14 protein-coding genes are annotated in these 14,368 nt (G+C 67.5%); 8 read left to right on the forward strand and 6 right to left on the reverse strand.

The window, feature by feature from the left end; translation table 11 throughout:
• The first annotated feature begins 130 nt into the window (after positions 1 to 130).
• Positions 131 to 1,876, forward strand: coding sequence for an arginine--tRNA ligase (gene argS, locus V5A19_RS07105; protein WP_332318483.1), 1,746 nt, complete (start codon positions 131 to 133; stop codon positions 1,874 to 1,876).
• A gap of 4 nt (positions 1,877 to 1,880) precedes the next feature.
• Positions 1,881 to 2,630, forward strand: a complete 750-nt coding sequence (locus V5A19_RS07110) for an SPOR domain-containing protein (protein ID WP_332318482.1) — start codon at positions 1,881 to 1,883, stop codon at positions 2,628 to 2,630.
• Between the two features lie 80 nt (positions 2,631 to 2,710).
• Here the strand turns inward: V5A19_RS07110 and V5A19_RS07115 are convergent, their stop codons facing one another.
• The gene (locus tag V5A19_RS07115; protein WP_332318481.1) at positions 2,711 to 3,781 is read right to left on the reverse strand and encodes a DsbA family protein; all 1,071 of its coding nucleotides are present in this window, start codon (positions 3,779 to 3,781) and stop codon (positions 2,711 to 2,713) included.
• A 100-nt stretch (positions 3,782 to 3,881) separates the two neighbouring features.
• On the reverse strand, positions 3,882 to 4,625 hold the full coding sequence (gene fnr, locus V5A19_RS07120) for a fumarate/nitrate reduction transcriptional regulator Fnr (RefSeq protein WP_332318480.1): 744 nt from the start codon (positions 4,623 to 4,625) through the stop codon (positions 3,882 to 3,884).
• Positions 4,626 to 4,790: 165 nt separating this feature from the next.
• Between fnr and hspQ the strand changes: the two genes are divergently transcribed.
• Both hspQ and V5A19_RS07130 read left to right on the forward strand, forming a co-directional pair.
• Complete coding sequence (gene hspQ, locus V5A19_RS07125; protein ID WP_332318479.1) at positions 4,791 to 5,108, forward strand: heat shock protein HspQ; 318 nt, start codon at positions 4,791 to 4,793, stop codon at positions 5,106 to 5,108.
• Positions 5,109 to 5,201: 93 nt separating this feature from the next.
• Positions 5,202 to 7,040 (forward strand): cation:proton antiporter, encoded by a 1,839-nt coding sequence (locus V5A19_RS07130; RefSeq protein ID WP_332318478.1) that lies wholly within the window; start codon positions 5,202 to 5,204, stop codon positions 7,038 to 7,040.
• A gap of 203 nt (positions 7,041 to 7,243) precedes the next feature.
• Here V5A19_RS07130 and V5A19_RS07135 read toward each other — a convergent pair whose 3' ends face one another.
• Positions 7,244 to 8,176 (reverse strand): LysR family transcriptional regulator, encoded by a 933-nt coding sequence (locus tag V5A19_RS07135; protein WP_332318477.1) that lies wholly within the window; start codon positions 8,174 to 8,176, stop codon positions 7,244 to 7,246.
• Positions 8,177 to 8,270: 94 nt separating this feature from the next.
• Here V5A19_RS07135 and wrbA point away from each other — a divergent pair, with 94 nt between their 5' ends.
• Both wrbA and V5A19_RS07145 read left to right on the forward strand, forming a co-directional pair.
• The gene (gene wrbA, locus V5A19_RS07140; RefSeq protein ID WP_332318476.1) at positions 8,271 to 8,879 is read left to right on the forward strand and encodes an NAD(P)H:quinone oxidoreductase; all 609 of its coding nucleotides are present in this window, start codon (positions 8,271 to 8,273) and stop codon (positions 8,877 to 8,879) included.
• A 19-nt stretch (positions 8,880 to 8,898) separates the two neighbouring features.
• The gene (locus tag V5A19_RS07145; protein WP_332318475.1) at positions 8,899 to 9,795 is read left to right on the forward strand and encodes a pirin family protein; all 897 of its coding nucleotides are present in this window, start codon (positions 8,899 to 8,901) and stop codon (positions 9,793 to 9,795) included.
• A gap of 15 nt (positions 9,796 to 9,810) precedes the next feature.
• On the opposite strand, the gene V5A19_RS07150 is transcribed toward V5A19_RS07145, so the two are convergent.
• Positions 9,811 to 10,311 carry a phosphate-starvation-inducible PsiE family protein gene (locus V5A19_RS07150; RefSeq protein WP_332318474.1) on the reverse strand — a complete coding sequence of 167 codons (501 nt, stop codon included), beginning with the start codon at positions 10,309 to 10,311 and terminating at the stop codon, positions 9,811 to 9,813.
• Between the two features lie 476 nt (positions 10,312 to 10,787).
• Between V5A19_RS07150 and V5A19_RS07155 the strand changes: the two genes are divergently transcribed.
• Both V5A19_RS07155 and V5A19_RS07160 read left to right on the forward strand, forming a co-directional pair.
• A complete protein-coding gene (locus V5A19_RS07155) occupies positions 10,788 to 11,171 on the forward strand; it encodes a DUF6394 family protein (RefSeq protein WP_332318473.1) in 384 nt (127 codons plus the stop codon).
• A gap of 12 nt (positions 11,172 to 11,183) precedes the next feature.
• Positions 11,184 to 12,890 carry a potassium channel family protein gene (locus tag V5A19_RS07160; protein WP_332318472.1) on the forward strand — a complete coding sequence of 569 codons (1,707 nt, stop codon included), beginning with the start codon at positions 11,184 to 11,186 and terminating at the stop codon, positions 12,888 to 12,890.
• 7 nt (positions 12,891 to 12,897) lie between these two features.
• Here V5A19_RS07160 and dsbG read toward each other — a convergent pair whose 3' ends face one another.
• Both dsbG and V5A19_RS07170 read right to left on the reverse strand, forming a co-directional pair.
• Positions 12,898 to 13,734: a thiol:disulfide interchange protein DsbG gene (gene dsbG / locus V5A19_RS07165; RefSeq protein ID WP_332318471.1), complete on the reverse strand. Its 837-nt coding sequence runs from the start codon at positions 13,732 to 13,734 to the stop codon at positions 12,898 to 12,900.
• A 107-nt stretch (positions 13,735 to 13,841) separates the two neighbouring features.
• Positions 13,842 to 14,120 (reverse strand): acyloxyacyl hydrolase, encoded by a 279-nt coding sequence (locus V5A19_RS07170; RefSeq protein ID WP_332318470.1) that lies wholly within the window; start codon positions 14,118 to 14,120, stop codon positions 13,842 to 13,844.
• Positions 14,121 to 14,368: the final 248 nt, after the last annotated feature.

Genomic DNA, 14,368 nt, shown 5'->3' on the forward strand with positions numbered 1-14,368 from the left:
CCCAAGCAGCCCTTGCCGGCGATCGGTTTGCTTTAGCAGGTACCCGCATTTCGGGTATCCTTTCATGCTGCCTTTAAGCCGACCCGCCCGCCCGACCCCCCGGCCGGGCCTGGAAGCCACGGAGACCCCCTTGCAAGCCCGATTGGCCGAGCTGCTTGAGAGTGCCCTTCAGAACGTCCGAGACCGCGGTGTCATCCCTGCCGACACCACGGCGCAGATCCAGGTGGAGCGCCCGCGCGAGGAAGGCCACGGCGATTTCGCCTGCAACCTCGCCATGCGCTTGGCCAAAGCCGCCGGCAAGCCGCCGCGGGAGGTGGCCGAGGCCCTGGTGGCCGCCCTGCCCTACGCCCCCGAGGTGGCCGCGGTGGAGGTAGCCGGCCCCGGCTTCATCAACTTCCACCTGGCCGAATGGGTCTTCCAGGCGGTGGTGCCGGAGGTGCTGCGCGCCGGGGAACGCTTCGGCCGCGGCGACACCGGGGCCGGCGAGCGGGTACAGATCGAGTTCGTCTCCGCCAATCCCACCGGCCCCCTCCACGTGGGCCACGGTCGCGGCGCCGCCTACGGTGACGCCCTGGCCCGGGTCATGCGTGCCGCCGGCTACGAGGTGGACTGCGAGTATTACGTCAACGACGCCGGCCGCCAGATGGCCATCCTGGCCGCCAGCGTCATGAGCCGCTACCGCCAGCAGGTCCTGGGCACCGACGAGGCCTTCCCCGAAAAGGGCTACCAGGGCGATTACATCCGCGACATCGCGGCCCAGGTGCGGGAGCGCTTCGGCGACGAACTGGAGTTTAACCCTTCCGGCCTTACGGATGCTGAAGATCCGGAAACGGGCATCGATTTTCTGATACGCCGAATCCGCGAACAGATAGGTGATGAGACCTTCGGCGACGTTCGGAAGATGGCCCTGGCCCACATCCTGGGCGAGATCCGGGCGGACCTGGATGCCTTCGGCGTGGCCTTCGACACCTGGGCCCATGAGCAAGCGTTGGTGGATGCCGGCACCGTGGACCAGGCCCTGGCCGGGCTGCGGGAGCGCGACCACTTGTACGAGGCCAACGGCGCCACCTGGTTCCGCAGCTCGGCCTTCGGCGACGAGAAGGACCGGGTGGTGATCCGCGCCGACGGCGCCGCCACCTACTTCGCCAACGACATCGGCTACCACCGGGCCAAGTTCCACCGCGAGTTCGATCACCTGATCGACATCTGGGGAGCCGACCACCACGGCTATGTGGCCCGGGTGAAGGGTGCCATGCAGGCCCTGGGCCTGGATGCCGAGCGCCTGGAGATCCAGCTAGTGCAGTTTGCCAACCTGTTTCGGGCCGGCGAGAAGGTGGCCATGTCCACCCGCGCCGGCCAGTACGTCACCCTGCGCGAGCTGGTGGACGAGGTGGGCCGGGACGCCGCGCGCTTCATCTACGTGCTGCGCCGCTCCGATCAGCACATGGACTTCGACCTGGAGGTGGCCAAGCAGGAGACCGAAGACAATCCGGTCTACTACATCCATTACGCCCACGTACGCATCAGCAGCATCCACGCCAAGCTCGCCGATTCCGACCGGCCTGAGCCGAGCGCCGAGGAGCTGGCCGGCGCAGACACCACTTTGCTGGCCGAGGCCAAGGAAGCCCGGCTCCTGCGCCAGCTGCAGCGCTATCCGGAGACGGTGGCAATGGCGGCGGGGGGCCGGGAGCCGCACCGCGTGGCGCGATACCTACAGGAGCTGGCTTCGGAGTTCCACACCTTCTACAACAGCCACCGGGTCCTGATCGACGATGCCGAGCTGATGCGGGCCCGTCTGGCCCTGGTGGAGGCGGTGCGCCAGGTGCTGGCCAACGGCCTGGGCCTGCTCGGCGTCGCGGCCCCGGAGCGAATGTAGCGCCATGCCCGCCAACCGTGGCCATAGCCGGCCCGCCCGCCGACGCGCCCCAGCCGGCGGCAGGAAGCGGCGCCGACGCACCGGTTCCCGCGGCAAGCGCCGGGCCCGGTTACAGTCGTTTCTCTGGTTCGCGGGTGGGCTTGGCATCGGTCTGGCCATCCTGCTGCCGATCCTTTTTATCACCAGCGAGCGCCGAGAGCGGGGCGCCCCGGAGCCGGCCGCCGGACCCGCCGATGCCAGGGAGGAAGCGGCCCCGGCAGCCCAGGACCCCGAGCCGCAAGCACGGGAAACCGATCCGGGAGACCAGCCTTCTCCGCAAGACCAGAGCTCCGGGGAAGGCGAAGGTTACCGCTTTTACACCCTCCTTCCCGAAATGGAGGTGGAGGTCCCCGAGGTCGATCCGGAGAGCGCCGATGCGCCCGAGACAGGGCCTGCCCGCGACGAAGAGCCGCCCTCGGAAGGGGAACCGCCCTCGGTCGGGCCGTCCCCTTCCGAAACGGAACCGCCCCGCCCCGCCGCGAGTGGGCGTTACCTGCTGCAGGTTTCGGCTTTGCGCGAGGCGGAAGCCGCCGACAAGCTCAAGGCCCAGCTGGCCATGCAGGGCCTCCAGGCTCGGGTGGTACGCGCCGACCTGGGAGACAAGGGGGTCTGGCACCGGGTCCGCCTCGGCCCTTACGCGGGTCGGGACGAAGCAGAGAGGGTCCAGGCCCGTCTAGAAGACGAAGACATGGAGGCCATGATCCTGAAGAAATAGGGCCCTCCCCTCCCGGAACCGTAAATCAAAACGCCGGGCCTTGGAGGCCCGGCGTGTCCAGACCGCTCGGCGGTTCGGGTTCAGCCACCGCCTGCAGCTTCCAGCGCCTCCTTGACGGCATCCTCGGGGAAGCCGCGGAACACCTTGCCATCGAAGTAGACCGTAGGCACCGAGCTCAGCCCCACCTGATCGGCTTGCTGTTGCACCCTTTCCAGATGCCGATCGGCCTCGCCGGAATCGATGCAGCTCCGGACCCCACCCGGGACGGCGGCATCTTTGCGCTTGAGGACCTCAAAGACCTCCCCGACTCCGTTGGGCTTGGTGTCCTGGAGGGCATCAAAGAGCCGGGCTTGGCTGTCCGCCGGGGCACAGGCGAGGACCTTGCTCTTGGGCTTGGCGTGGTCGTGCATGTCCAGCGGCAGCCACAGCAGATAGCCGGCCAGGCGGTCACCGTTTTGCGCCACGAGGTTTTCGATGCGCTTCTTGGCCCGCTGGCAAGCGGGGCAATCCGGGTCGGTGAACATAGCGAAGCGCACCGGGGCATCTGCCTCACCGTAGACCGGCTCCAGACCCTGGGTCAGGTCGCCCCAGGAAACCAGCGAGCCGCGCCAGCTCTGCTTGTTCTTCTGGGTCAGATTGTCATTGCCCGGGCCGAACAGCTGACCCACAACACCGAATTTATCGCCCACATACACCCCGACTGCCTGGGGCCCGCGCTGAGGAAGCCGAACCTCGAACAGGTACTCGCGCAGGCCCTCCATCGGTGTCACCTGATCCTGGATGAGCTCGCGCTCGAATTTTGTAGGGATCCGCTCTTCCAGGACGGACTTGGCCTTCTCCCGAGGCTCGGCACCCACTGCCACCGAATAGAGTCGCCCGGCCAGGGCATATTCGGTATCCTCGTGGACGAAGATTACCACCGGCATCCAGCCGCGCCGGGACTTGGCTTCGTAGGAGACCTTGACCCAGCCTTCGACCTGGGCTTCCTTCATGCCTTCATCCCGGGTCTCGATGCCTGCCGGCAGGATGGTGTCAAGGACCCGAAGGGCCTTCTCCTCGACGGCTAGCTCGTCATAGGCGGTTGCCGGCGCCGCGGCAGCAAAAAATGCAGCGGCCGCCAACAAGCGGCCGACCCATGTCTTCGTTTTCAAGATTTTCTCCCACTGGAATGTCGTGATCGCAGGCCGCCTACCACCTACGGCTGCAGCCAAGGCCAGACTACCATGAAACCGGGGCCTGGGCAGGGCCGGGCTAGTCACCGTCCAGGTGGCCCAGCCGGCGCAGCCCCTCGAGGTCATGGATGCGGACCTGCTTGTTCTTCACCGTGACCAGCCCCTTTTCCCGGAAGCGGCGGAACAGCCGGCTCACGGTCTCCGGGGCCAGGCCCAGGTAGCTGGCCAAATCCTGATTGGAGATCTTGAGGCGGAAATCGTAGGGGGAGTAGCCCAGACGCGCGAAGCGCTGCGAAAGCTCCGCCAAAAAGCTGGCGAGGCGGGGGTCGGCGGCGGTTTGCGACTGGCTGCGGCGGTCCTGCTCGTCTTTGTGGATCTCCTGGCTCATTAGACGGAACAGCTGCTGGCGGAGCCCCGGCAGCTTACCCGCTAGCTCGTCCAGGCCCTGGAACGGGATCTCGCACAGGCTGGTGGTATCCAGGGCGCGGGCGAAGCAGGCGTGGATCCCGCTGGCGATGGCGTCCATGCCCACCAGGCTGCCGGGGAAATGGAAGCCGGTGATGTGCTCCTCGCCGTCTTCCTCAAGGATGTAGGTCTTGACCACGCCCGAGCGGACAGCGAAAAGGGTCTGGAAGGGATCGCCGGCGCGGTAGGCGTATTCCCCGGCCTTTAGGGGCCGCTTGCGCTCGATAATGGAATCCAGGCGCTCCAGGTCGTGTTTCTCCAGCCCTTGGGGCAAGCACAGGTCCTGGATGCTGCACCGTTCACAGACCGCGCGAACGGCATCTAAATCAACGACCGGAGTGCTATTCCGGTGGGCCATTGTCTAATCCGTTAAACGGGGACGGATTTGCCGGTCAAAGGGCCGGTTGGACTGGGGCCGCAACGCGGCCATCCCAGAACCCCATAGTTGCTTGATCCTTGCGGCCAATTCAAGGGGCAGCCGCCTGCCCCCTAACCGTTCAGCGCCTTAGCCTCAGGAGCACCGATGAGCGAGAACCCCGCCCGCTTCCGAATCGGCGACGTGGTCCACCATAAGCGCTTCGACTACCGCGGCGTCGTTGTCGGCGTACACCCCGAATTCCGGGGAACCGACGCCTGGTACCAGCTCATGGCCACCAGTCAGCCCCCCAAGGACCGGCCCTGGTACCAGGTTCTGCCCCATGGCGCCAGCCATCGCACCTACGTCGCCGAGCGCAACCTGGACCCGGACAGCAGCGGGGAGCAGGTGGAGCACCCGGAGCTGGGCCGGTTCTTCCAATCCTTCGACGGCGGGCGCTACGTGCCCCGCAAGGCCTCCAGCTAGGGCAACCCTGATCCAAAGCCGGGCCCGCCTTGATGCCCGTGCCCGGCCCGCCTGATATAATCCTAGGGGACCCTTTCCGCGCCGGGATTCCCCATGGAGCACCATCTGGAGCTGGCCGTCACCCTGGTGGTGGCCATCGGCCTAATTGCCCAGTGGCTGGCCTGGCGCTTCCGCCTCCCTGCCATCGTTCTGCTCACCGCCGCGGGCCTGGCGGTAGGGCCGGGGCTCGGCCTGATCGATCCCAGCCACGATTTCGGTACCCTGCTGCGCCCCATGGTGGGCCTGGCGGTGGGCGTCATCCTGTTCGAGGGCGGCTTCAGCCTTCACTTCCACGAGGTCCGCCATACCGGCCGTGCCATCCTGCGCCTGATCACCCTGGGTGTGGTCCTGGCCTGGGCCCTGGGCGCCGCCGCCGGGCACTGGGTCGCCGGGCTGTCCTGGCCGGTGGCCGCCGTGCTCGGCGCCATCCTGGTGATCACCGGCCCCACCGTGATCGGGCCCCTGCTGCGTCAGGCCCGGCTGCAGTCGCGGCCCGGCTCCTTCCTGAAGTGGGAGGGCATCATCAACGACCCCGTGGGGGCGCTGCTGGCAATCCTCACCTTCGAGTACCTGGTCCATTCCGGGCCGGGGTCGGCCATGGGGGAGGTGGCCGGGGGACTGCTCCTCGCGGCCGGAGTTGCCGCCGCCCTGGGCGGGGGCGGCGGCTACCTGCTGGGGCGCGCCTTCGAGCGCGGTATGGTGCCCGAATTCCTCAAGGCCCCCACCCTCATCGCCGCCATCCTTCTGGTCTACGCCCTGGCCAATCTCGCCCAGGCCGAGGCCGGGCTGCTGGCCACCACCGTCATGGGCCTGGTCATGGGCAACCTGCGCCTGGCCTCGAGCCTGGAGCTGCGCCGGTTCAAGGAGCACATCGTGGTGCTTCTGATCTCGATTCTGTTCGTGGTACTGGCCGCCGATCTGGAAACGGCCCTGCTGGCGGATCTGGACTGGCGGACGGCGGCCTTCGTCGGCATCATGCTACTGGTGGTGCGGCCGCTGGCGGCGGGGCTTTCCACCATGGGCGCCTACATGACCTGGCGCGAGCGCCTGCTGGTGGCCGGCGTTGCCCCGCGCGGGGTGGTCACCGCCGCCATGGCCGGTGTCCTGGGCCCGGCCCTGGTGGCGCATGGCTACCCCGACGCCCGGTTGCTGCTGCCGCTGGTGTTCGGGGTGATCCTGGTAACGGTGGCGGTGCACGGCTTCACCATCCGGCCGCTGGCGCGCTGGCTGGGGCTGGTGGCGGCGGGCCGGGACGGGGTGCTGATCGTCGGCGCCCAGGGCTGGACCATCGAGCTGGCCAAGATCCTCAACAAGCTGGACATCCCGGTGACGGTGGCCGATTCCTCCTGGCACCGACTGCGCCCGGCGCGCATGGCGGGGCTCACTACCCAGTCCGGCGAGCTGCTGTCCGAGCTCGGCCAGCAGCGCCTGGACCTGTCCGGCATTGGCTACCTGCTGGCGGCCACCGACAACGACGCCTACAACGCCCTGGTATGCACCCGCTTCGCGCCCGAACTAGGCCGCGACCGGGTGTTCCAGCTTCCCACCGTCGAGGCGGAGGACAGCGAGACGCGCGACTTCAGCCACACCCTGCGCGGGCAGGTGGCATTCTCCGAGGAGGCCACTTTTGATCGCATGATGCAGCGCCACTACCTGGGCTGGACCTTCCAGCTCACCCGCCTCACCGACGAGTTCACCTACGACGACTTCGTCCAGCACTGCCCCGTCAATGCCGAAAACCTTCTGATGGTGCGGGAGAACGGCGAGGTGGTGTTCCAGTCGCCTTCGAGGCCCCTGGAGCCCGCCACCGGCGACACCATCGTGTGCTACCGGCCGGCGCGTCCCGACCGCAACGGCCAGAAGGCGGAGGCCAAGGAACAGCCGGCCTCCTGACCCCCCTGTCCCGGCACCACCACCGAGATGACCGAGCATGTCCGGAATGGAGTGCTTAGCCGACGGGGATTGGACCGCGATGCCTTCGGCTCCGAAAGGCAACGGCTCGCGGCGTGGACGCCGCGCCCACGGGTCACCCCGCGGCAGATTCCATTCCTCTTGCCGTCCTCCGCGCCCTCTGCGTCTCTGCGGTTAGGGCCTCGTCAAAGCCCCCGGTCCCAATACGGCTGCCCGGCGAAGGTCGCCACCAGGAAGTCGACGAAGGCGCGTACCTTGGCCGGCAGGTGGCGGCGTTCGGGGTAGACGGCGTAGATGGACAGCTCGCGCGTGCGGTAGCCGGGCAGCAGGGCCTGAAGGCGGCCGGCGCGCAGCTCGTCGCCGACGATGAAGGTGGGCAGAAGGGCGATGCCGAGGCCGGCGACGGCGGCGGCACGCAGGCCGTCGCCGTGGTTGACCCGCAGGTCGCCGCCGACGCGCACGGTCTCCGGGCCGCCGGGGCCGTCGAAGGGCCACTCCGGACCCTGGCGGGAGTAGGCGTAGGTCAGGCAATTGTGGTGGGCGAGATCGGCCGGGGTGCGCGGCTCGCCCCAGCGCTCCAGGTAGGCGGGGGCGGCGCACACCGCGTGGCGCGCCGGGGCCAGGCGGCGGGCGATGAGACTGGAATCGGGCAGCTCGGCGATGCGGACCGCTACATCGAATCCAGACTCCACCAGGTCCAGGACCCGATCGTCCACGGTCATGTCTACACCGACCTCGGGGTAGCGGTCCAGGAAGCGCGAGATCACCGGCGCCAGATGGAGGCCGCCGAAGGACACCGGCGCGTTGACCGCCAGCACCCCGCGCGGACGCTCCTGCAGACGGGCCACCGCCTCCTCCCCGGCCTGGGCGGCGGCCACCGCCTGGCGGGCGTGCTCGTACAGGGTGCGGCCGGCCTCGGACAGGCCCAGGCGGCGGGTGGTGCGATGCAGCAGGCGCACCCCCAGGCGCTCCTCCAGCCGCGCCAGGCGCTTGCTCACCGCCGACTTGGACAGGCCCAGACGGCGCGCCGCCGCCGAGAAGCTGCCAGCCTCCACCACCCGCGCGAACAAGGCCATGTCGTCCAGCCGGTCCCCCTCGGATGGGCTGATCGTTTCCATAGGGAAACAGAGTTTTTCGTTTAGACCGGATTGTCAATCCGATTGATGGGGTCTCACGCTTAAAGGGCTGCCAACCACACCGAGGAGACCGACCATGACGACCCGGGTTTTGGTGCTGTACTACAGCATGTACGGCCATATGGAGACGATGGCGAACGCCGTGGCCGAAGGCGCCGGCGAGCACGCCGACACCCAGGCCACGGTCAAGCGGGTGCCGGAGACCATCCCCGAGGCGCAGGCGCGGGAGATCGGGGTCAAGCTGGACCAGGCGGCGCCGGTGGCCAGCGTGGACGAGCTGGCCGAGTTTGATGCCATCGTGTTCGGCACGCCTACCCGCTTCGGCAACATGGCCGGGCAGATGCGCACCTTCCTGGACCAGACCGGCGGCCTGTGGGCCAATGGCAGCCTGATCGGCAAGGCGGGCAGCGTGTTCACCAGCACCGCCACCCAGCACGGCGGTCAGGAGACCACCCTCACCTCGTTCCACACCACCCTGCTGCACCAGGGCATGGTGATCGTGGGGGTGCCCTACGCCTGCCAGGAGCTGTTCAACATGGACGAGATCAGCGGCGGCAGTCCCTACGGCGCCTCGACCCTGGCCAAGGGCGACGGCAGCCGCTGGCCGTCGGACAACGAGCTGGCGATCGCCCGCTTCCAGGGCCGGCACGTGGCCGATGTGGCCAGCCGCCTGAAGCAGGGGTGAGCTCTAGGAGGACACAGCCATGAGCCAGACCACCACCGAACGCACCGAACGCCCCTTGGCACAGCGGCTGACCGGGACCCACACCCAGGAAGGGGCGGGCTTCCCGGTCCGCCGTCCCTTCCCCGGCCACGGCCTGCAGATGGTGGATCCGTTTTTGCTGCTGGACGAGATGGGCCCCAAGGACTGGGCGCCGGGCCAGGCCCAGGGGGCCCCGGACCACCCGCACCGCGGCTTCGAGACGGTCACCTACATGCTCGACGGCCGCTTCGAGCACCGCGATTCCTTCGGCTTTTCGGGCCAGCTGAATCCGGGCGACGTCCAGTGGATGACCGCCGGGGCCGGCGTGGTCCATTCGGAGATGCCGGAGGAAACGCTGCGGCGGGACGGCGGCCGGGTGCACGGCATCCAGCTGTGGGTGAACCTGCCCGCCACCGACAAGTGGGTGCAGCCCCGCTACCAGGACACCCCGGCCGAGCGCATCCCGGAGGTGACCGGCGACTGGGGCCGGGCGCGGGTGATCGCCGGCGAGGCGCTGGGGGCATCGGCGGTGATCGAGACCCGCATCCCCATCCTCTACCTGCACCTGACCATCGAGCCGGGCCACGAGGTGACGGTGGAGGTGCCCGCCGCCTACCAGGGCTTCGTCTATCCCCTGGCCGGCTCGGGGACGGTCAGCGTGGGGGACAATGCGCTGGCCGACGGCGAGCTGGGCTTGCTGGGCGAGGGCGAGCCGGTGCGCCTGGGCGCGCCGGCCGGGACCGACCAACCGGCCGACCTGCTGCTGGTCGCCGGCCGCCCGCTGGGCGAGCCGGTGGCCCGCTACGGCCCCTTCGTCATGACCAACCGCGAGGAGATCGACCAGGCCTTCCAGGACTTCCGGGATGGCCGCATGGGGGAAATCCCCCGCCCGGGCTGAGCGCCCGCACCGCCGTCAATACCGGCCCGCCCCACGGCGGGCCTTTTTGTCGCTGGCCGGCAGGTGGTCGTCGCGCTCCCGCATCAGCCAGTAAACCCCGCCCAGGGCCAGCACGGCCACCGACAGCCCGAACAGATGAGGCGCGGAAACCACCTCGGTATCGAGGATGATGAATTTCCGGGCGAGGGCGAGGATCGCGATCACCAGCACCGTCTTCACCTGGATGATGCTTTCCTCGCGCACCGCCCAGCGCAGGATGGAATGCTTGAACTCCATGGCGATCAGCAGGGTCATGTTGCCGCTGAACACCCGCAGGAAGAGCTTGTGGTTCTGCGGGTTCAGGTTGGCGCTGACAACCAGCCGGAGGATATGGCTCATGAGGTTCCACAGGGCCACCAACACCACGGCGGCGATGGCCACCACCAGGACCACCGCCACCACCTGCTCGAAGCGCTCGTAGAGGGTCATCAAGCGCCAGTTGCTGCGAAGCTCCTGCCAGGTCCGCTGCCAGCCCATAGCGCCTCCTCGGCCTTTCCTGATTACCCAAAAGGCTCAGCCGTCTCTAGCCGCATCCAATTTTTACTGTAAGAGCCCAATTCATTGGGCGAGCCGTTCGCCTCCGGCTCGGCCCATCCAAAACCTCGCCCGGCGAAGCCGGGCTCCCACAACAGACACCGGCCAGCCTGGCTGAGCCTTTTGGGTAATCAGGGGGCCTTTTGCGCTACGCTTGCCACGCATCGGGAAAGCTTGGGCCCGTACCGGGATCTTTCAAGCCTTGGCCGGGATCGGCCAAGGAAGGCAGCGAGGCGCGCCGCCCACCCGCTGAAGCGGTCTCTCGGGAACGGCGTCCCAGGACGTGGTGGCCTTCGATCGTTTCCTGATTCGGGCCTTCTGCCGCCGAACCATCGACCGGCTCCGGAAGGGCTATGGCTGATCCCGTCCCTGACCTAGGATGGGTGGGACTATCCGGCCGGCGATCAATCGAGGGGCCCATGAACCTGGAAAAGACCATCTTCGCTTTCGTCATCGTTTTGGCGATGACCGTCAACTTCGGCTTCTTCTACGGCGAGGTCGCGAACCCGGACCACCACAATGTCTACGAGCTTTACGGCGCTTTAGTAGTGAGCCTGATCGCCACAGTCATGAAGCTCGGCGAGCGCACCCAGATCGGCGCTCTTTTGCTGGCCACCAGCCTGGTAGCCGATGTTCAGCTGATCATCGCGGTGCTGGTCTGGGGAACCGTGGCATACGTCACCGACACGGGCCTGACGACCCACACCATGGCGGCCATCGTTTCCCTGTCCGGGGGAGCCCTGCTGGCGAACGTGGTCTCGGTGGTGCTGCTGGTGGCCGAGACCATCATGGGCCGCCGCTAACAGGGAGACTGTATGCCGGAGGTGATCTTTCTCCTGCTCCGCCGCATGCGGGCACCGCTGGTGACCCTGATCAGCGCCTATGCCGTTGCCATGTTGGGCCTGGTGCTGATCCCGGGGGAAACCGCAGACGGCGAGCCCTGGCGGATGGATTTCTTTCACGCCTTCTACGTGGTCACCTACACCGCGCCCACCATCGGCTTCGGCGAAATCCCCCACCCGTTCACCGGGGCCCAGAGGCTGTGGATGATGTTCGCCATCTACGGCCTGGTCTTCGCCTGGCTCTACGCCATCGGAATGTTGCTTTCCATCCTCCAGGACCCGGCTTTCCGGCGGGTGGTGGATCTCTCGCGTTTCAGGCGAAGCGTGCGGCGCCTAAGTGAGCCTTTCTACATCGTCTGCGGCTACGGCGAGAACGGCAGTCTGGTGGTAAGGGCCCTGGCCGACGAGGGGATTCGCCCGGTGGTAGTGGACAGCGACGCGGAGCGCATCGAGGCCCTCAAGGTGGAGGGGCTTACCATGGAGGTTCCCGGGCTCAACGCCGACGCCGACGACCCCCAGGTCCTGATCGACGCCGGCCTGAATCACCCCGACTGCGCCGGGGTCATCGCGGTCAGCCGTACCGACGAGGCCAATCTTTCCATCGCCGTCGCCAGCAAGCTTTTAGCGCCGCAGGTTCCCCTTATCTGCCGAGCGCGCCACCGGGATACGGAGGCCAATATGGCCTCCTTCGGCACCGAGCACATCATCAATCCCTTCGACACCTTTGCCGAGCGCTTCGCCATGGCCGTGCGCTCGCCGGGAATGTACCTGATCTACGCCTGGCTAACGGGCATCGAGCACCAGCCCGTAGCCCGGCCCTTGGTACCGCCGCGGGGCAAGTGGATCCTGTGCGGCTACGGCCGCTTCGGCAAGGCCATGCGCGAGCGGTTGGCGGAGGAAGGTGTAGACACGGTGGTGGTGGAGGCGGAGCCGGAGGGCACGGGGGCCCCTGAGGGCACCGTTGTGGGCCGCGGCACCGAGGCGGAGACACTTCAGGAAGCGGGCATCGAGGATGCAGTGGGTATCCTCGCGGGCACGGACAGCGACCCCAATAACCTGTCCATAATCCTCACTGCCCGTGAGCTCAATCCCAACCTGTTTACCGTGGCCCGTCAGAGCCTGGGTCGGAATCAAGCCATCTTCGAGGCCGCCGACTTGGATCTGGTGCTGGACGCCGGCACGGTCCTAACCAGGGAGGTCCTGGGACTGATAACCACGCCCCTGATGGAGCGGTTCCTGCAGCTGACCCTGTCCCAGGACGATGCTTGGGCCAACGTCCTGGTCAGCCGCATCACCGCCTTAGTGGGCGACGAACTGCCGCACACCTGGAGCCTGCCCCTTGGCGTCAAGTCGGCCCCGGCCATTATCGATTACCTGCAGGCCGGGCACCCGTTCCAGCTCGGTGATCTGCTCACCGACCCCCGCGATCGGAACGAGTGGGTGCCGGCGCTGCCGCTGCTGGTCCACCGAGAGGGGGCCTATCACTTGCTGCCTGCCATGGACATGGCTCTTCAGCCGGCCGACCGGATCCTGTTCTGCGGCCGGAGTGGCGCCGCCCACCACATGGCCTGGACCGCCTGCGATCATGGCGCCCTGAGCTACGTCACAACGGGCGATGACCGCCCCGAAGGCTGGCTCTGGGAGTGGCTGGCCCGGCGAGGCCGCGGGGCCCAGGCCTGACCGCCGCCTAGCGGAAACGATCCAGGGAGGGGTCGTCCACCGTCTTCTCGGGCAGACGGTAGATGTCGGCGAGCTTGGACAGCTTAGGCATGCCGTTGGCCAGCTTCACCTCGCCGTCGCCGTTCTTGTAGATCACTGCCGGCGTGCCGCCGATGCCCAGGTCGCGCATGAGCCGATTGTTGGCCTCGACGGTGGCCAGGGCGGGGTCGCTGGCCTCGCCGCTGACCTGCTTGCCGCCGCCGTCACCGTAGGCCTGCTGATGGGCGCGGAAGGCGGCGGCGGGGTCGTCGGCCTGAAGCATAGCCGCCGCCTTGGCCTTGGAGTTGGGGCGGATCACCCCCACCAGAACGTGGCGTATCTGCAGGCCCTCCTCATAGTAGGGCCGGCTGGCCTTCCAGATGGCGTGGCAGTAGGGGCAGAAGGGATCGGTGAACATGTACACCACCCGCTCGGGATCCTTGGCGCCGGTGGCAATCCACTGGGCCTCCTCGAGCCGGGCCCAGGCCTCGCCCATACCCCGTGAGGGCATGTGCTCAGCCAGGTGCTTTTTCGTTAGATTATTCCCCCGCTCGTCCAGAAGGGTCCCCAGCAGCACGTGCTCGCCGTCAGGGGTGGCGTAGACGACCACCTCGCGGCCACCGGCACGGGCGGTGAAGCCGGTCAGACCACCGGGCGCCTCGAAGCGCTCGACCACTTGCAGGCCCTTAGTGGTCAGGGCCTGGACCGCCGGCGGCAGCTCCGGATCGTCGCCCGAAGCGGCCGGGGCCCCTGCGGGCAGGCCGATCAGGCCCACCAGCAGGGCCAACGTGGTAAGGCAGGGTCGAAGGAGACGGTTTCGCGTCATTGGCTTCCTCGTTTGCGGCGGCATCAGTGCCGGTCCAAACAAACCCCGATGGCCCTCGAAAGGCCGCGCCTACGTCCAGGGACCGGGCCGTAGGGGCTCGGTTCCGTTCAGAAGCGGCGTTCCATATGCAGGGTTTGGACATTAAGGCCGGGATTGGGATGGCCAAGCCCGGCGTTGGAGGTGTGAGAATAGCGATAGATTAGGGCGAACCGGTCGTTTGGCCCCCAAAGAAAGCCCCAGCCGATGTGGGAGCGGAATTGCACTTTGTTACCGAGGTTGTGCACACCCACTATTGCCTTGCTCAGGTAAACGGGCCCGCTGCCCACCTCGAAGACCAGGGATCGCCGCGCGGGGGGCAAAGAAATGGAATAGAAGCCGTCCGGCAACCGAGTCCACCTCCCCGGTCTTGCCCTCGGCCTGGGAGTCGACGGACCGCAAACGGCCGGCGGAGAATTCCCAGGCCATGCGGAGCCGCCACCCACCCTTAAGGTACCAGTTATCCCTACGGAGGTCCCGGTTCAGGGTCAGGCGATACACCTCGATATTGTCGGGACCACTCTGCCCCGCCTCAATAGCCATTCCTCGCGAGGCCGAGGCATCGAAGGAAACGGTGACAGCCACCATCAGCCAGCCA

The sequence above is a fragment of the Thiohalorhabdus sp. genome, from assembly GCF_036628635.1.
Lineage (GTDB): Bacteria > Pseudomonadota > Gammaproteobacteria > Thiohalorhabdales > Thiohalorhabdaceae > Thiohalorhabdus.